This window comes from Sphingomonas colocasiae (assembly GCF_019880585.1).
Lineage (GTDB): Bacteria > Pseudomonadota > Alphaproteobacteria > Sphingomonadales > Sphingomonadaceae > Sphingobium_A > Sphingobium_A colocasiae.
The window spans coordinates 107,568-125,724 of sequence record NZ_JAINVV010000013.1 but is presented as its reverse complement, the minus strand read 5'-3'; the positions used below and the strand labels follow the sequence as shown (position 1 = coordinate 125,724).

At 67.8% G+C, this 18,157-nt stretch carries 13 protein-coding genes; 7 read left to right on the top strand and 6 right to left on the bottom strand.

The window, feature by feature from the left end:
* Position 1: 1 nt before the first annotated feature.
* Both K7G82_RS25880 and K7G82_RS25875 read left to right on the top strand, forming a co-directional pair.
* Positions 2 to 784 carry a cyclase family protein gene (locus tag K7G82_RS25880; protein WP_222992863.1) on the top strand — a complete coding sequence of 261 codons (783 nt, stop codon included), beginning with the start codon at positions 2 to 4 and terminating at the stop codon, positions 782 to 784.
* On the top strand, positions 781 to 1,980 hold the full coding sequence (locus K7G82_RS25875; protein WP_222992862.1) for a fumarylacetoacetate hydrolase family protein: 1,200 nt from the start codon (positions 781 to 783) through the stop codon (positions 1,978 to 1,980). The genes K7G82_RS25880 and K7G82_RS25875 overlap by 4 nt, the downstream gene beginning before the upstream one ends.
* Here the strand turns inward: K7G82_RS25875 and K7G82_RS25870 are convergent.
* Positions 1,899 to 2,819 (bottom strand): LysR family transcriptional regulator, encoded by a 921-nt coding sequence (locus tag K7G82_RS25870; RefSeq protein ID WP_222992861.1) that lies wholly within the window; start codon positions 2,817 to 2,819, stop codon positions 1,899 to 1,901. The genes K7G82_RS25875 and K7G82_RS25870 overlap by 82 nt on opposite strands.
* 124 nt (positions 2,820 to 2,943) lie before the next feature.
* Between K7G82_RS25870 and K7G82_RS25865 the strand changes: the two genes are divergently transcribed.
* The 5 genes from K7G82_RS25865 (at position 2,944) to K7G82_RS25845 (ending at position 9,879) form a co-directional block, all read left to right on the top strand.
* Positions 2,944 to 3,666 carry an aspartate/glutamate racemase family protein gene (locus K7G82_RS25865; RefSeq protein ID WP_222992860.1) on the top strand — a complete coding sequence of 241 codons (723 nt, stop codon included), beginning with the start codon at positions 2,944 to 2,946 and terminating at the stop codon, positions 3,664 to 3,666.
* An 82-nt stretch (positions 3,667 to 3,748) separates the two neighbouring features.
* Positions 3,749 to 4,465, top strand: coding sequence for an SDR family oxidoreductase (locus K7G82_RS25860; RefSeq protein WP_222992859.1), 717 nt, complete (start codon positions 3,749 to 3,751; stop codon positions 4,463 to 4,465).
* A gap of 45 nt (positions 4,466 to 4,510) precedes the next feature.
* On the top strand, positions 4,511 to 6,091 hold the full coding sequence (locus tag K7G82_RS25855) for a hydantoinase/oxoprolinase N-terminal domain-containing protein (protein ID WP_222992858.1): 1,581 nt from the start codon (positions 4,511 to 4,513) through the stop codon (positions 6,089 to 6,091).
* Positions 6,084 to 7,193, top strand: a complete 1,110-nt coding sequence (locus K7G82_RS25850) for an S-methyl thiohydantoin desulfurase family protein (protein WP_222992857.1) — start codon at positions 6,084 to 6,086, stop codon at positions 7,191 to 7,193. The genes K7G82_RS25855 and K7G82_RS25850 overlap by 8 nt, the downstream gene beginning before the upstream one ends.
* Positions 7,183 to 9,879 (top strand): LuxR C-terminal-related transcriptional regulator, encoded by a 2,697-nt coding sequence (locus K7G82_RS25845; RefSeq protein WP_222992856.1) that lies wholly within the window; start codon positions 7,183 to 7,185, stop codon positions 9,877 to 9,879. Before K7G82_RS25850 ends, K7G82_RS25845 begins: the two co-directional genes overlap by 11 nt.
* Here the strand turns inward: K7G82_RS25845 and K7G82_RS25840 are convergent.
* From K7G82_RS25840 to K7G82_RS25820, 5 genes are all read right to left on the bottom strand, one after another.
* Positions 9,852 to 11,672: a S9 family peptidase gene (locus K7G82_RS25840; RefSeq protein ID WP_222992855.1), complete on the bottom strand. Its 1,821-nt coding sequence runs from the start codon at positions 11,670 to 11,672 to the stop codon at positions 9,852 to 9,854. The two genes, K7G82_RS25845 and K7G82_RS25840, sit on opposite strands and share 28 nt — an antisense overlap.
* The gene (locus tag K7G82_RS25835; RefSeq protein WP_222992854.1) at positions 11,663 to 12,769 is read right to left on the bottom strand and encodes an S-methyl thiohydantoin desulfurase family protein; all 1,107 of its coding nucleotides are present in this window, start codon (positions 12,767 to 12,769) and stop codon (positions 11,663 to 11,665) included. Before K7G82_RS25835 ends, K7G82_RS25840 begins: the two co-directional genes overlap by 10 nt.
* On the bottom strand, positions 12,756 to 14,039 hold the full coding sequence (locus K7G82_RS25830) for a cytosine permease (RefSeq protein ID WP_222992853.1): 1,284 nt from the start codon (positions 14,037 to 14,039) through the stop codon (positions 12,756 to 12,758). The genes K7G82_RS25835 and K7G82_RS25830 overlap by 14 nt, the downstream gene beginning before the upstream one ends.
* Positions 14,040 to 14,272: 233 nt before the next feature.
* Complete coding sequence (locus K7G82_RS25825; RefSeq protein WP_222992852.1) at positions 14,273 to 16,351, bottom strand: TonB-dependent receptor; 2,079 nt, start codon at positions 16,349 to 16,351, stop codon at positions 14,273 to 14,275.
* Positions 16,327 to 17,985, bottom strand: coding sequence for a hydantoinase/oxoprolinase N-terminal domain-containing protein (locus K7G82_RS25820; RefSeq protein WP_222992851.1), 1,659 nt, complete (start codon positions 17,983 to 17,985; stop codon positions 16,327 to 16,329). The genes K7G82_RS25825 and K7G82_RS25820 overlap by 25 nt, the downstream gene beginning before the upstream one ends.
* Positions 17,986 to 18,157 lie beyond the last annotated feature (172 nt).

The following is an 18,157-nucleotide window of genomic DNA, read 5'->3' as shown; positions in this document are numbered from 1 at the left end:
CATGGGCCGCCGCTTCGTCGACATTTCGGTGCCGCTGGAGAATGACGTCGCCTCCGATCCGGCGCCCTATCGCCCGAAGATCGACTATTTCAGCCATAAGGATCAGGTGGGTGAGCTGGCGCACTTCTTTCCGGGGCTGACGGCGGAGGATCTGCCCGATCAGGAAGCCTGGTCGTATGAGAAGATCGAGCTGATCACGCACAATGGCACCCATCTCGACGCGCCCTATCATTTCGCCTCGACGATGAATGGCGGCGAACGGGCGATCACGATCGACGAAGTGCCGCTCGACTGGTGTTTCCGGCCGGGCGTGAAGCTCGATTTCCGGGGCTTTCCCGATGGCCATGTCGTGACTGCGGCGGAGGTGGCGGCGGAGCTGGCGCGGATCGGCCACGACCTCCAGCCGCTCGATATCGTGCTGGTCAACACGCGCGCGGGCAGCCGCTATGGCGCGGACGATTATCTCTCGGCCGGCGCCGGCATGGGCCGCGAAGCGACCCTGTACCTGCTCGAACGCGGGGTGCGCGTGACCGGCACGGACGCCTGGAGCTGGGACGCGCCGTTCAGCCACACCGCGGCGCGCTACGCCGAAAGCGGCGATGCCGGGCTGATCTGGGAAGGGCACAAGGCCGGGCGCGACATCGGTTATTGCCATCTGGAAAAGCTGCACAATCTCGAAGCCCTGCCGGCCAATGGCTTCACCATTTCCTGCTTCCCGGTGAAGATCCGCGCGGCTTCCGCCGGCTGGACGCGCGCCGTCGCCATTTTCGAGGATGAATCATGAAACTCGCGACGCTTCGAACCGGTGGCGATGGACGCCTGCTGATCGTTTCGCGCGATCTCGCTTATGCCGAATTCGCGGTCGCCGCGCCGACTTTGCAGGCGGCGCTGGACAACTGGGCGACGGTCGAGCCGGACCTGCGCGCCCAGGCGGCGCGGCTCGACACCGATGGCGCGGGCGACGCGATCGCCGTCGATATGGCGGCGCTCGATGCGGTCCTGCCGCGCGGCTATCAATTCCTCGACGCTTCCGCCTTCCTGGCGCACAATCATATCCTCGCCGATGCCTGGGGGTTCGAGAAGCGCGGCGAGCATGAACCGCCGCTGATGTATCAGGGCATCTCGCATCGCTATCTGGCGCCGCACGAAGACGTCGTTTTTCCAGACATACGCCATGACGTCGATTTCGAGGCCGAGATCGGTGTGATCACCGATGCGGTGCCGATGGGCATCACGCCGGAGGCGGCGCTCGGCCATGTCCGGCTGATCGTGATCATCAACGACTGGAGCTTGCGCGCCTTCGGCCCGGGGGAAATGAAGGGTGGGTTCGGCTTCATCCATGCCAAGCCGCCGAGCACGCTTTCGGCCTTCGCCGTCACGCCCGACGAACTCGGCGATGCCTGGCGCGACGGGCGCGTGCACCTGCCGCTGCGCCTGTGGCGCGGAGACGCACTGTTCGGCGAACCGCTGGGCGGCGCGATGCATTTCGGCTTTGGCGATCTCATCGCCCATGCCGCCGCGACACGCGATCTGTGCGCCGGCACCGTGATCGGATCGGGTACCGTCTCGAATTATGATGCCGACCGCGTCGGTTCCGCCTGCATCGCCGAACGCCGCGCGCTCGACACGCTCGCGGGCCGTGCGGCGACGCCGTTCCTGCGCGATGGCGAACGGGTGCGGCTGGCGCTGGGCGAGGCGGGTGCCGGTATCGCGGGGCTGATCGATCAGAGAGTGCGGATCGTCTCGGGGGGCTGCCGGTCTCCGATCCACCCCCTCACCCGTCATGCCAGCGCAGGCTGGCATCTGCCAACCAGATTGCGCTTGATCCTGTGGGAGATGCCAGCCTGCGCTGGCATGACGATTGGGGTTGGCTTTGCGCTCGCCAAGGTGGGCCGGCCCTACAGCGCTTCCCAGGGTGGGTTGGTGCCGTACAGCCGGAACAGCTCGTCGATCACCACTCTGATCTTCGGGCTCAGATAGCGGTTGCGCGCCCACAGCACATTGATCGGCAGTGATGTGTTGAAGAGCTGCGGCAACACGGGTTCGAGCTGGCCGGAGCGCAATTCGCTCGCGACGAACCAGCGTGGCAGCATCGCGATGCCCTGGCTGCTGCGCGCCGCGTCGGCGAGCACTTCGGCGCTGCCGATGCGGAAACGGCCCTTCATCGCGAAAAGCTGCGCGGCGCCCGCCTCGTCGACATAGGGCCAGGGTTGCGGGCGGCCACGCCGCGTTTCCGCGATGCATTCATGATTGGCGAGATCGGCGACGCTCGCCGGGCGGCCATGCATGTCGAGATAGGCGGGGGTGGCGCACAGCACCCGATGTTGCTGGCCGAGCGAACGCGCCGCCAGCCCGCTGCTGTCCTGGAGCGCGCCGATCCTGACCGCGAGATCGATGCCCTCCGCGAACAGGTCGACGCCCTGCAGATTGAAGCTGATATCGAGCTCCAGCTCGGGATAGCGCCGGCCGAGCGACAGCAGCACGGGCGTGATCCAGGTGCGGCCGAACAGGATCGGCAGGTCCACGCGCAACGTGCCGGCGGGCACGTCCTTGCCGTGCGCCAGTTCCGCCTCCGCGTCGGCGAGCCCGGCCAGCGCCTGCGCCGATCGGCGGTAGAACAGGTCGCCATCGGCGGTCAGCTTCAGCCGCCGCGTTGTCCGCTGGAACAGGCGGACGCGCAGGCTTCCCTCCAGCCGCGAGACCGCCTTGCTGATCGCCGAAGGGGTCAGCCCCAGCAGTTCGGCAGCGCCGTTGAAGCTGCCGCATTCGGCCACCGCGACAAAGGCGCGGACCCCGCTGAACCGTTCCACCGAATACATATGTGCATCACTCGTGAATAAGGATCATCAATAAAATGAAATATTGGCGTTTGGTCAACTGACGGGCGCGGTTCTAGCTTCCGGCGATCGGCAAGGCCGTGTTCCCGGCAGGCGAGGAGAGACCATGACCCATATCCGCATCATCACCCCTTCGGTCGTCGAGGGGCTGCGCTCGCTCGACGATATCGCCGGATTGGGCGGTCCGGGCCTGACCTTCAGCCATGTCGCGCTCGAGCGCGGGCCTTCGTCGATCGAGGGTGAATATGACCATGTGATCGCCGCGCCCGATGTGGTGCGCCGCGCGGTCGAGGCGGAGGCCGATGGCGTCGACGCCATCGTGATCGATTGCATGGGCGATCCCGGATTGCAGGCGGCGCGCGAGCGCGTCTCGATCCCGGTGGTGGGGCCGGGCGAGGCATCGATGCATCTGGCCGCGATGCTGGCGCACCGCTTCGCGATCGTTACCATCCTGGAAGCCGTGCGGCCGATGCTGGGCAATCTCGCCAGGGTCTATGGCGTCGCCGACAAGCTCGCCGCGATCCGCGTCGTCGACATGCCGGTGCTCGAACTGACCGAGCGGCGGGCCGAGGTGATCGAACGGCTCACCGAGAATGCCGTGCGCTGCGTGGAGGACAATCATGCCGGGGTGATCGTGTTGGGCTGCACGGGCTTTTTCGGCTGCGCCGATGCCATCGCCGCGGCGCTGGCCGAGCGTGGCCTGATCGTGCCGGTGATCGATCCGATCCCCGCCGCCGCGTGCGTGGCGGAGGCGCTGGTCAAGGCGCGCCTCACCCATAGTCGCCACAGCTATCGCAGCCCGCGCGAAAAGCGCGTCGTGGGGTACTGACGCAATATTGATGAATGAAAGTCATCAAAAAAATGAAATATTGGCGTTAGGTCATGAAGGCCGCGCCGCATAGGCTTCGGGTATGACATTCTCAGGCAGACATCTGGTCGTGATCGGCGGCGGTTCGGGCATCGGGTTCCGCGTCGCCGAGCGTGCGGTCGCGGCGGGCGCCACCGTGCTGATCGGCGGGCGATCGCAGGACAGGCTTGATGCGGCGTGCGCCCGGCTCGGCCCCGCCGCCGATGCCGCCCCGATCGATACCGCCGATCCCGCATCGATCGCGCGTTTCTTCGATGGCGTGGAGCGGGTCGACCATCTTTTCACGCCGGGCGCGAGCTACCGCGTGGCCTCGTTCCGCGATGCCGATGACGAGACCGCGCGGAGCCCGTTCGAGGCGAAATTCTGGGGCCAGTATCGCGCGGTCCGCGCGGCCTTGCCCAAATTCTCGGCCGATGCGTCGGTGGTGCTGATGTCGGGCGCCGCGAGCGCCCGCCCGCCGGCTGCGGCCGCCGCCTATGCCGCGTGCAATGGCGCGATCGAGACGCTCGGCCGCGCGCTCGCGGTCGAACTCGCGCCGGTGCGCGTGAACGTCGTTTCGCCCGGCACGATCGACAGCGATCTCTGGCGCGGCCGTCCCGCGCCGCTGCGCGAGGCCGCCTTCGCATCCTATGCCGATCTGTCGCTGCTCGGCCGCGTCGGCAGCGTCGATGAGGTCGCGGATACCGTGATGTTCCTGCTCGGCAATGGCTTCATGACCGGATCGACGCTGTTCTCGGATGGAGGTTTCGCGCTGCGCTAGCCTGAGATGAGCTGAATACGGACAAGAAAGGGAGGGAAGATGATCATGACCGGACCGGCGCGGGGAACGCTGCGGCTGGGGATCGATGTCGGCGGAACCAACACCGATGCCGTGCTGATGCGCGGGCGAGAGGTCGTCGCGTCGAACAAGAGCTTCACCACGCGCGATATCGGATCGGGCGTCATCCAGTCGGTGACGCGCCTGCTGGAAAGCGCGAAGCGCGGCGCGGACGAGATCGGCCGGGTCATGATCGGAACCACCCAGTTCGTGAACGCCTTTGTCGAGCGCAAGGACCTGAACCCGGTCGCCGCCATCCGCATCGGCGCGCCCTGCGGAGACGGGGTGCCGCCGCTGGTCGGCTTCCCCGAGGATCTGCTTGGCCGGATCGGCCGGCATGTCTTCTGGCTGGAGGGCGGCGCGGACTATGCCGGCAATGCCCATGGCCAGGTCGACGAGCAGGCCGTGCTCGCGATCGCGGCGGCGATCCGCGAACGCGAGATCCCGGCGGCGGCGCTCACCGCCACCTTCTCGCCGCTGCGCCCCGATCTGGAGGACGAGGTCGCGGCGGTGCTCCGGCGCGGGGCGCCGGGGCTGCACGTCACCTGTTCCGCGCGCGTCGGCGGCATGGGTTTGATCGATCGCGAGAATGCCGCGATCATGAACGCGTCGATGGCGCTGTTGTCGCGGCGCGTGATCGATGCGCTGGTTGATGCGTTCGCGCGGCTCGGTATCACGGTGCCCATCTATCTGACCCAGAATGACGGCACGCTGATCACCACCGAGACGGCCGCCAACTATCCGGTGTTCACCTGTTCGGCCGGGCCCACCAACAGCATCCGGGGCGCGGCGTTCCTGGCGGGGGTCGACGATGCCGTCGTCGTCGATGTCGGCGGCACCACCACCGATATCGGCTATGTGCTGCGCGGCTTCCCGCGCGAGACGGCGCTGCCCAATGCGATCGGCGGCGTGCGGACGAACATGCGCATGCCCGATATCCTCTCGATCCCGCTGGGCGGCGGCAGCATCGTCGCGATCGACGGCGACGCGGTGGAGATCGGCCCGCAATCGGTGGGCCACCGCCTGGCGAGCGACGCGCTGGTGTTCGGCGGCGAGACCCTGACCACGACCGACCTGGCCGTGCGCGCGGGGCTGGCGTCGATCGGCGATGCCGCCCTGGTCGCTGATCTCGCCGATGATGATGTGCGGGCGGCGATCGAGGCGATCCATGCGCGGGCGGAGGCGGCGATCGATCTGGTGCGCGTCAACGGCAATCCGATCCCGACGATCCTGGTCGGCGGCGGGGCGATCCTGTTCCCCCGCGATTTCGCGGGGAGCGCGGGCACGCTCCGCCCGGCCTTCGCCGAGGTCGCCAACGCGATCGGCGCGGCGATCGCCACGGTCAGCGGACGATCGGACCGGATCTACGATCTCGATGTGATGGCGCGCGAGGACGCGCTGGCCGATGCGACGCGCATCGCCGGCGATGCGGCGCGATCCGCCGGGGCGGAGGACGACAGCATCGAACTGGTCGAACTCGTCGAATTGCCATTGGGCCATATGCAGGGCCGGCTCGTCCGCGTCCGCGCGCGCGCCGTCGGCGCACTCAGGGAGGTCGAACATGCTTGAGGTACGGACCACGCAGGATGTGCAGGATATGGCGCGCGGTGCGGTCTTCCTGGGCGCGGGCGGCGGCGGCGATCCCTATGTCGGCGAATTGTTCGTGCGCAACCAGATCGAGCAGGGCCGCTATCCGCGCGTCATCGCGCTCGATGCGCTGGCGGACGATGCCTTTGTCGTCGGCGTCGCGGGCATCGGTGCGCCGACCGTGCTGGTCGAGCAGCTTGTGAGCGAGAATGCGCTGGTCGCGCTGATCGCGCAGGCCGAGCGGCTTTACGGGCGGGCGATCGATGCGATCTTCTGCGTCGAGATCGGCGGCTGCAATTCGATGGTGCCACTGGGGCTGGGCGCGCGGCTGGGCCTGCCGGTGATCGATGCCGACGGCATGGGCCGGGCCTTTCCTCATCTGGAAATGACCAGCTTCAGCGTGGCCGGGCACCGGAGCACGCCGGCGGCGCTGCGCGACGATCGCGGCAACGAAGCCGATATCACGCTGGACGACGATCGCGTGGCGGAACGCGTGGCGCGGGGCTTCGCCTCGTCGCTGGGCGGCCTTGTCCACAGCGTGGTCTATCCGATGAGCGGGGCCGAGATCCGCGCCTCCGCCATTCCGGGCACGCTGACCGCGACGCGCGACATCGGCCGCACCATCCGTGGCGCGCGATCGGGCGACGGCGACCCGACGGACAGGCTGATCGCCTTTCTCGACGATCCCGCGGCGGACCGGGCAGCGGCGCGGCTGTTCAGCGGCAAGATCGTCGATATCACGCATGAAACGCGCGACGGCTGGCACTGGGGCACCGCCGTGATCGACAGCGAGGGCGGCGCCGGTGATCGCATGACGATCGGCATCCAGAACGAGTTCGTGGTCGCGCGCCGTAATGGCGAGACCGTGATCTCGGTGCCCGACATCATCGTCGTCCTCGATCAGGAGAGCGCCGAACCGCTGACCGCCGAGCAGCTTCGCTACGGCCAGCGCGTCCATGTCATCGGCTATGCCGCGGCTCCCTTGATGCGCAGGCCGGAGGGGCTGGCGGTGTTCGGCCCGCGCGCCTTCGGGATCGCCGAGGATTATCGCGCCTTCGGGGATCAGGCGGCCGATGCATGCTGAAGCGGGCCTGGAGGATGACGGCGGCGCGCTGCTGCTGACGCGGCTGCGGCCGCCGCTCGTCCGCGCCGGCACGCTTCAACGCGGAGACCTGCTGCAAAGGCTCGACGCGATGGCGCATTGCCGCGTTGTCCTCGTCACCGGGGCGGCGGGCTATGGCAAGACGGTGCTGCTGACCCAGTGGCACGAACAGTGTTCGGCCAGGGGGCGGCGCGCGGCCTGGCTGTCGGCGGATGATGAGGATCTCTCGCCCGGCAGGCTGGTCGCCTATCTCGCGCACGCCTTCGCCCGCGCCGGGCTGGATGCGGGGCCAGGCTTCGTCCAGGCTGATCATGCCGATGGCGCGGGCGCCCGCCAGCGGTTGCGGCAGTTGCTCAATGCGATCGCGCGCCACGGCGAACCGGTGGTGCTGATCATCGACGATGCCGATCGGCTGGGCGAGGCCGAACTGCGCGACGTGCTCGCGCCGCTGCTGCGCTGGGCGCCCGACAATCTGCTGCTCGCGCTTGGCGGCCGCCTGCGCCCCGATATCCCGATCGCCGCGCTCCGCGTTCAGGGGCTGGTCGGCGAGATCGGCGCGGCCGAGCTGCAATTCGGCCTGCACGATATCGTCGAGATCTTCGGCACGGGGCTTTCCCGCCAGGATGCAACCGCGATCCTGGCGCACAGCCTGGGCTGGCCGGCGATCGTGCAATTGCTGCACGGCGTATGGCGGCAAGTCGCCGATCGCGACGCGCTGATCGCCAGCTTCGATGCGGTGCGCGGCATGGCGGGCGATTATCTCTCCGAACAGATCCTCGACGCGGTGCCGCCCGCGATCCGGGATCTGCTGATCGCGCTCTCACCGCTCGACATCATCGGTGAAGAAGCCGCCGCTTTCGTCCATCCGGCGGGGGCGGCGCTGTGGCATGCGCTGATGCGGCTCGACGGCTTCGACGCTTTTCTGATCCGGGATGGCGTGGCCGGTGGCTGGCGACTGCATCCGATCCTGCGCCAGCTTCTCCGTGACGGTTTCGACGCCCGCCCGCCCGCCGAACAATGGCAGGCGCATGCGCGGCTGGCGGACTGGCATGACCGTGCGGGCCATCTGATCCGTTCGGTGCGCCACGCCCGCCTTGCCGGCGATGCGGAGCGCGTCGCGCGCTACATCTTCGCCGCCGGCGCGACGCGGATCTGGATCCGGCAAGGCAAGGCGCGGCTGGAGGCGATCGACGGATTGCTCGACGACGCGCTTCTCCAGACCGCGCCGCGCCTGAAGCTGCTGCGCGCGCTCGTCCTTATCAAGCGCGGCGAACTGGGCGAGGCCGAACGGCTGTTCCGTGCCGCGCACGACGGGCTTGCCGGATGCGCCGACGCCGATGTCCAGTTCGATCTCCTGCTCGTCGAATCCACCCTGTTGTTCAACCAGTGCAAACCTTCGGGCGACGAATATCTGTCGATCTATGCGCGCCGGATGGAGGAGGTGGGCGACGCCGACGATATGGTGCTGGGCAATGTGAAGACGCTGATGAGCCTGTCCTGCCAGCAGCGCGGCCATCCCGAGCGCGCCGACCGCCATGCCAGCGACGCGCAGGTCCATTATGCGCGGGCGGCGCTGCCGCATGGCAGTTTCTTCGTCGAACTTCACCGCGCCGCCGCCCAGTTCGCCATGGGCAACAGCGCGGCCGCCGATGTGTCGTTCGATCGCGCCCAGGCGTTGGCGCGCCGCCATTTTCCCGATGACGGCGACAAGCCGTTGCTGGTCGCGATCGGCCGGGCGGAGATCGCCTGCGATGCCGGGCGGTTCGGGCTCGCCGAAAAGCGCCTTCAGGGCGTCTTGCGCCGCCTGCCGGCGATGGAGGGCTGGCACGCCGTCCACGCCATCGTCCATGGCGTCGGCGCCGCGATCGCCATGGCTGAGGGCGGTGTCGATGCCGCGCTCGATCGGCTGGCGGCGGCGGAACGGATCTGCGATGCGCGCGGCCTGACCGGGCTCCATCCCTTTCTGACGGCGCAGCGCATGGCCTGCCTCGCGCGCGCCGGTCGGGCCGAGGAGGCGGCGGAGATCGCGGAGGTCACGGACCTTTCGCCCGCCGCGTATCTGAAGGACGATGCCGGCGAGATGCTGTGGCGAGAGCGCGAAGCCGTGCTTGTCGCCTTTGCCGGGCTTGCGCTGGCGCGCGGCGAGCCCGATCGGGTGGCCGGATTGATCGAGCAACCGCTGCGCGATTTCGCGCGCATGAAATTGTCGCGTCCGCGCATCCACCTCCATCTGCTTGGCGCGATCGCGCGCGAACGCATGGGCGATGCGGCAGCGGCGGACCATCATCTGTTCGAGGCGATGAGCCTGGCTGGCCAGAGCGGGCATGTCCGCGCCTTTCTGGAGGAGGGCGACGCGCTTGCCGCGCTGCTCGGTGCGCATATCGGCCGCGCCGCCGACAGCGGCATGGCGGCGCATCTGCTGTCGCTGCTGACCCCGGCCGAGGCGCCGGAGGCCGCGCCGCTGCTGACGCCGCGCGAAGGCGATGTGCTCTCGCAGCTCCGGAACGGGCTTTCCGCCAAGCGGATCGCGCGTTCGCTGGACCTCACCGAGAATACGGTCAAATTCCATCTCAAGAACATCTATGGCAAGCTGGGCGTCAACAGCCGCACACAGGCGATCGTGCAGGCGCAGGCGCTGTTTCAGCCGATCGAGAACACCCTGCAATAAAAGGCGCGCTCGGCTTCCAGCGCGGCGATCTTCACGTCCAGATCGTCGAAGCCATGGCCTTGCCCGGGATAATAATGGGCTTCGCAGGCGATGCCGCGTCCGGACAGGCTGGCGGCCATCCGCCGGGTCTGGTCGGGCGGGACGATGCGGTCCTCCAGGCCCTGGAACAGGATCAGCGGCGCGCTGATCGCGTCGGCGTGTTCGATCGGCGCACGCGCGCGATAAAGTGCCTCGGCATCGGGCCATGGCCCGATCAGCGTCTCGAGATAACCGCTTTCGAACTTGTGCGTCTCGTGAAGCAGCGCCGCCGGATCGGAGATGCCGAAATGGCTGCCGCCCGCCGCGAACCGGTCCGATCGCGCCAATGCGCATAATGTGGTGAAGCCGCCCGCGCTGCCACCACGGACGATCAGCCGGGCGGGATCGGCCCAGCCCATGGCGACCGCATGATCCGCCGCGCGCACCATATCGCGCCAGTCGATCTCGCCCCAGCCGCCGCGCAGCGTGTCGCGATAGGCGCGGCCGAACCCGCTGCTGCCGCGATAATTGACGTCGAGGCAGGAAAAGCCGCTTTCCAGCCAGAACTGGATCGTCAGCGACAGGGCCGCGCTCGCCTGATTGATCGGTCCGCCATGCGCCATCACGATCATCGGCGGCGGGGAGGGGGCCGTGCGCGATCGATAGTGGAAGGCCTGGATCGTGGCACCGTCATCGGCCGGAATCGACACATCCTCGGGCTGGACAACGCAGATCGCGGGCATGGCGCCGCGATGCAGGATGATCAGCCGTCCGGTCGCGGGCTCGAGCTGCGCGATGGCGGGCGGCTGGTCTTCGGCCAAGCCGACCAGGCAGATGCGTGTGCCGTCGATCCGGCGGACCGACTGGATATCGGTGAAGGGCAGGGGGATCGGCGTGACCGCGCCCGATGCGAGGTCGATCGCGATCAGCCGGGTGCGGGCGGACCGGGTTTCGGCGGCGACGACAATGCCGTCGTCGAGCTGCGCATAGCGCGGAAAATTGAGGCGGAGCTGCGGCGCGCTGAGGTCTTCGGTCTGCGCGACCAGCCGACAGGCTGTTCCGTCCCAGACATGGAGCGTCCAATATCCCGGCGCGTCGGACAAATGGAGCAGCCGCCCATCGGGCGTCCATTGCGGATCGACGATCGACGCGCCGCGCGCCACGCAGCGGGCATTGGCGATCCCGGTGCCCGTCAGGTCCGCCACCCATAATTCGGTGCTGTCCCACGGCATCTGCGGCAGGAACCAGCCGATCCAGGCGATGCGGGTGCCGGTGGGATCGATGCGCGGTGCCGCGACGAAATCGAACGCGTCGGCCAGCAGCGTGATCTGCCCCGATCCGTCATCGGCAATGGCAATCAGATGGTTGCGGACACGGCCGTCGGGACGATGCGATTCCTCGACGCAGATGATCCGCGATCGTGCAGCGTCCGGTACGATATCGGCATGGTGGCGCGGCAGCGCGGGGTCGCTCCGCGTCAGGGCCTGGCGCTTGCCCTGCGCATCCTGGCGGTGCAGCCGTCCGTCGATCCGATCGGTGAAATACAGAAAGCCGTTGGCGGCCGCGATCGCGCCGCCGCCATAGCCATGGACGCGTGATCGCACGTCATGTCTGCCCGCGATCGGCGTAGCGACGCGGCCCTCATGCCAGCAGCGCACCGTCGCCGATCCGCCACGCGCCGGCTGCGCTTCGGTCCAGTAGATGCGGTCTCCGTCGATCGCGGTCTCGATCGGCGCGGTCGGCTGTTCGGCCGCCATGCGCGCGGTTACGCGCATGTCAGCGGCGTATAGGTTGCATCGATACCGAAGGCGGCGGGGCCGAAGGCGGCGAGCGCCTGGGGCGTGCGCATCCGCTCCGGCGCGCGAATGCCGACGACGCGCACGCGCTGGCCATATTTGAGCTGCGGCGTCGGGATCGGCTCTGCGGTCTCGCGATCGACGATGCAGATCAGGTCGGGCGTGACCGCGACGATCCGGCCGTCGATGTCGCACGACAGATTTTCGTTCTGGAAGCTGATCACCGCCTGACTGCCCCCATTGCCGCCCCCACCGCCGATCGCGTCGAGCCGGCACGAACCGACCGAGAAGCCGCGCGCCGTGCGCCGGTCGACATCGACGATCTTGCCGTCGAACAGCGCGCGGGCATGGCCATAGGTCGGGATATCGCGCAGCACGTCGACCAGATGATCGACCGGCGAGACCGCGCCGTTGCCGTTGCCCAGCGCGCGGCCGATCGCGAGCGCGGCGGACAGCGTGCCATGGATCGCGGTTTCGCGCATCTGCTTGCCCGTCATCGGAAAGCAGCTGAGATAGACGCGCAGCCCCATCTGGATCGCCAGCGCGCGCGTCATCGCCTCGGCCGTCGTGTCGTCGGGCGTATCGATGATCGCGGTGTTGAGATGCTCGTCGACCACCACCAGCGGCCCGGCGCGGACGCCGTTGATGCTGAAGCTGTTCATCTGCAGCTCGGGAAAGGCGCGGCCCATGCCGTCCGCGTCGATCACGGGCAGGGCCTGCCGTGCGCCCAGCATCAGCGGCAGCAGCGAATTGCTGCCGCCGATCTCGGCCGGGATCAGAGCGCCGACGCGTTTTCCGAGATAGCGTTCGAGGACATGGACGGCATGGGGCAGTTCGTTGCCCGCGATCAGCTTTTCCATCTGGATGTTGGTGGCGCCCAGCGCCGCCACCGCGCAGATCAGCATGTCGTCGGGCACCGCCACGGGGGAGAGGATCGTGGGGGCGCCATATTCGGCGAAGGCCTGTTCCGCGATCAGCCGGCCGATATAGGGATCGCCGCCACCACCGGCGCCGAGCAGCGCCGCGCCGCGCGCGAGATCGGGCAGGTCTTCGAGGCGGATGTCATTCTGTGCCATGCGATACTTTCAGGGATGGGTCGGTGGGGGCGGCCATGGCGCGCATCAATGCGGCCTGGACGAGGAAGCTGGTGGCGATGGAATCGAGCGCGGCGACGCCGCTCAGATGGATGACGCCGCGCGCGGTGAGCGTGGCGACCGCGATGCCGGCGGCCCAGGAGAGGAAGGCGCGCCAGTGGAAGCGGCGGGCGGCGGGCACGCGATCGCCCAGAGTCAGGAAATCGGCGATATAGATGCCGGCAAGCGCGGGGATGGTGATGCCCAGCAGCATCAGCAGCGGCAGGAAATGGTCGCTGATCCCGAACAGGGCGAAGGCGACGCCGACGCTGCCGCCGACACAGGCGATGGTCGACCGGCCGAAACCGGGAAAGACGGTGCGCAGCCCCAGCGACGCCGAATAGAGATTGCCCGAATTGCTCGCCCAGGCCTTGAGCACAAGGATCACGAAGGCGGGAACGCCCATGCCCAGGATGGTCAGGATCGCGATCAGGTCGTGCTGATGCGTCGCGGTGCTCGGGATCGCCGCCAGCACCAGCACCGATGGCATGCCCAGCGCGAAGGTGAGGAATGCCGCCACGGCGGCATCGCGGCGGCGGCGGGCGAAGCGCGCGAGATCGGGAAAGACGACCACGCCGGTCGCGAGGCTGCCGACGATCGCCGAGATCGCGGTGCCGAGCGGCGGTGCGCCGGCCGGCACCGCGAGCAGATCGTCCGCCGATACGTCGCCGAGCGCGCGCCAGGTCGCGACGACCAGCACGATCAGCAGCGCGGGAATGGTGACGTCGGCCAGCCGCTGCAATCCGCGAAAGCCGAACAGGGCGGTCGTCACCATCAAGATGCCGCCGCCGATGATCAGCGGCCATGCCGGCACGTGATAGCCGGCGAGTTCGGTCACCATCTGCGCGAGGCTGGCGCCGAACAACTGCGCGGTGACGCCGAACCAGCCGAGCAGGATCGTGGCGAGCACGCCGTTGACGAACCGGCTGCCGATCGTGCCGAAGGTGCGCTGGATCAGCAGCGAGGCGGTGAGGCGGGTGCGCACCGCCACCATGCTGGTCGCGATCGCGATCGCGGTCAGCACGAGGCCGCCGATGGCGATGGCGATCAGCCCGCGCGCCACGCCATAGGTGAAGCCGATCTGGGCGCCCGCGACGAAGCCGGGCAGCGCCACGACCGCGCCGAGCTTGGTGAGCGCGATCCGCCAGCCGCTGACCGTCGCCGATTCAGGCACCGGCGTCTGCGAGAAATCGTCGCCATTCTGGGGGAGCATTCGAGGTCTCCTGTCCGGAGCTTGAGGCGTTATCCAGTCCCCTCTTGTCATTCCCGCGCATGCGGGAATGACAAGAGGGTGCCCAACCTTAGGGTCGGTCGACATTCAGTTCAGACCGAGTCGAAAATGGTGGTTTTTCGTGACCCGGAGCGCAGCGTACTTAAGGTACGTGAGCACCGGAAGCGCGGCAAACCGCCATTTGCAGGCCGGTATGGGCTGAATGTCGATCGGCCCTAGAAGCGGTACCGCGCTTCCACGCCATAGCTGCGCGGCTGGTTGGGCACGCGCAGATCCGCGCCGGTGATCGACATATTCTCGGCGAAGCGGGCGTTGGTCAGGTTCTTGCCGTAGAGCCCGATGCTCCACACCGAGGTTTCGATCGACAGATTGGCGTCGACGAAGGTCTTGGTGCCGGTGTGGATCGTGTTGGTCAGGTCGAAATAATAGCCGCCGCGATGCTGGACGGCGCCATAGGCGACGAAATCGAGCGTGTCGGTCAGCGGCGTGCGGTGCGTCGCCGACGCGCCGACGGTGAAGGGGGCGACAAGCGGCGATTTCTTGCCGACCGCGCCCGCCGTCGGGATGACGGGATCGGGAGCGACCTTCTTCACCACGCTGTCGGTGAAGCCGACGCTGAAGCTCGCGGTCAGGCTCCGGCTCGGGCGCGCGTTCACTTCCAGCTCGAAGCCGTCGATCGCGGTCTTGGGGATGTTGATCGTCCGCCGGATCGCGGCAGTGTTGGTGTTCACCACATAGGACAGAAGCTGGTTCTGATAATCGATGTGGAAGACCGAGCCGTTGAGCGTCACCCGGCCATCGGCGAACTGGCTCTTGAAGCCGGCTTCGTAATTGCGCGTCTTCTCATTGTCGAACAGCGAGGTCTGGGAGAAGCCGCCGGCACGGAACCCTTCCGAATAGGTCGCATAGACCATGATGTCCGGCGTCCATTTGTAGGAAAGCTGCGCCTTGGGCTGGAGCGCGTGGAACTTCGCCTTGGCCTGCGTCGTCGCGGGACGATTGCGGTCGACATTGTCTTCCTTGTCGTCGTCATAGCGCAGCGCACCGAGCAGTTCGAGTTCGGGCGTGATCTTGTACGAAAGCTGGCCATAGACCGCCGTCGACTTGCTGGTCTTGTGGATATCCTGGTCGATGATCGTGGGCGTCAGTCCGCCCGGAATCTCGGCGCCGACGCGCAGCCGCAGCGTTTCCTTGCGCTTCTGGTAGAAGCCGCCGACGATCCACGAGAAGGCGCCGTCGCCGTTCGATGCCAGGCGGATATCCTGGTTGACCACATTGGTGCTGTAGACGAGATCCTGCGCGGTGAGCGCGGCGGCGGTATAGTCGAAATCGCCGAACACCTTTTGCCGGACATCGGCCCAGCCGGTGATCGAGGTCAGCGTCAGCGGCCCGAAATCATAATCGATGCGGGCCGATGCGTCGCGGAAGCGCGTCTTCTCGCGGCCCAGGATGTTGCTCTTGGCGCCGGGATTGGTCACGTCGTCCAGGTCGATCAGATTGCCTGCCGCGTCGCGCGGCGCCTTGTCCTGGATGCAGCAGCCGCCGTCGCCGTCGGTCCATGATCCGCGCAGCTTGATCGTCAGCGGATCGGCGTCGAGGCTCAATTGCCCGCGCACCGAGCTCTGCTTGCCGCCGTCGATGCGGACGCCCGCCGCATTCTTGATCAGGCCGTCGGTGCCGCGATGATAGGCGGAGAGGCGGAAGAACAGGCTGTCCGCGATGATCGGGCCGGACACCGCGCCAGACAGGCGATAGCTGTTGCCGCGACCATAGGTGCCCTTGACGAACCCTTCGAAATCATTGGTCGGATTGCGCGTCACGATGTTGATCGCGCCGGCGATCGCGCCCTGGCCGTAAAGCGCGCCCTGCGGCCCGCGCAGCACTTCGATACGCTCGAGGTCGAGCAGATCCTGGTTGATGAAGTCGTTGGAGCCGAGCTGCACGCCGTCGACGATGATGCTGACGGGGGGCAGCGCGCCCTGTGCGCTGGCGATGCCGCGCAGCGTGATGAAGGTCTCGTTCGATCGGAAGGTCGATCGCGCGATAATGTTCGGCGTCAGCGCGACGAAATCCTTCAGATTGTTGATGTTGCCGCGATCGATCTGCGCGCCGGTCAGCACGCTCACCGATTCCGGCACTTCCTGCAGCCGCTCCTCGCGCTTGCGGGCGGTGACGACGATATCGGTGGATGCTTCGGTCTCGTCGCTCGCCTCCTGGGCAAGCGCCGGGCCATGCGCGGCGACCAGCGACGCGACCGAGGCCGACAGGATCAATATGAGGTGAGGTCTGGACATTCGATTTCCCCTTCTAACGTGTTCGTTGACGACGGCGCGCGCGGCATTTGCCTGTCACGGCCGATGTTCCTGCTGTTTCGGTTCCCGGTTTCGACGGTGCAGAGGGCGCCCACGGCCTTCACGCGCACGCGGACGGCGCCGCCCGGCACATAGGCGAGCGGCAATTCCTCCTGATCGATGATGGCGATCGTCGCGGCGTCCGCCCCGGCGGCGATCGCGGCGGCCGACGCGCGGTCGCGCGCATCGGTCAGCGCCGCATCGCGCCCGATATCCTCGTAGCGATAGATATGGTCGGTCTCGCCGCCGACCTGCGCGATCGCGGCGCCGATCGCGTTGGCGACCGATGCGAGCCCGGGACGGATCACCTCTGAAATGCCGTCGAGCGGCCGGCCGATCAAAACCGATCCGCCGCCGACCAGAACGAGCTGCGCCGCCCCCGCCTGCGTCTTCAGCCGGTCGATTCCGTCCTCGACGATGGCGTGCAGGCGATCGTTCGCGGTCGCGATTTGTGCCGGCGTCAGCTCGTTCAGGCGCGTGGCGTCGCCGATCTGCGCCGTGCCCGCCGCGACCGCGATGTCGGTGGCGGTCAAAGTGTCTCCACCGAAGACGCGCGCCTCGCGGGTCAGGCGATGGCCGACCGAGGCGGGGCCGATCGAGGCTGGATCCTCGGCATCGACGATGCTGCCGCCGCCCAGGCCCAGCGCCAATATATCGGGCATACGGAAATTGGTGCGCACGCCGCCGATATCGACGGGAACGGTGGATTCGCGGGGATAGCCGTTGACGAGCACCCCGATATCGGTGGTTGTGCCGCCGATATCGGCGACGAGGCAGTCGCCCAGGCCCGACAGGAAAGCCGCGCCGCGCATGCTGTTGGTGGGCCCCGATGCGAAGGTGAGCACCGGATAGGCCTCGACCACGTCGGCACTCATCAACGTGCCGTCATTCTGGGTGATGAAGAAGGGGGCGTCGATGCGCAGCGCCGCCAGCGCGGCACGGAAGGAGCGGACGACCACCGAAGCGAGATCGGCGAGGCTGGCGTTCATCACCGCCGCATTCTCGCGTTCGAGCAGGCCGGGCCGGCCGATCCGGTGCGACAGTGTGATCCGCGCTTCGGGAATGCGCGCGCGGACGATGTCGGCGGCGCGCAGCTCCATCGCGTGATTGACGGGGGAGAACAGGCCGGAGATCGCGACGGCGGTGATGCCGCGTTCGGCCATGGCGTGCGCGGCGTCGGCGATGCCCGCCTCGTCGAGCGCGCTGTTGATCCGCCCGTCGAACTGATAGCCGCCGCGCACCATGAAGGTGGCGTCGCCGATGGTGTCGCGCAGATCCGCCGGCCATTGGGCGAGCGGCGGCAGCGCCGCGGTCGCCGGCAGCGCCAGCCGCAGCACCCCCACCGGCAACAGGCCGCGCCGTTCGACAAAGGCATTGGTGAACTGGGTGGTGCCGATGATGACGCATTCGGTTTGCGTCGCGACATCGACGCCCTGATCGATCAGCGCGCGGATCGCGTCGATGATGCCGGATCGGATATCGGCGCTGGTCGGCACCTTCGCCCAGGCGGCGATGCCGCCGTCGACAAGCGCCACCGCATCGGTATTCGTTCCGCCAACATCGATACCGATACGCATTCGGATCCCGCTCCCAATCGCCTCGCGCCTCGAGCCGGACGCCCGGCCGTGCTGGGCCACGGCGCGGACGAGCGCAAAGACTCGTCCGTGTGGGATCGGCGCAAAAACGTGTGGGGCGGGGTGGGTCGCCGCCCACCCGCGATGTGGGCTTACATGTCCTGTCGGGACGGGG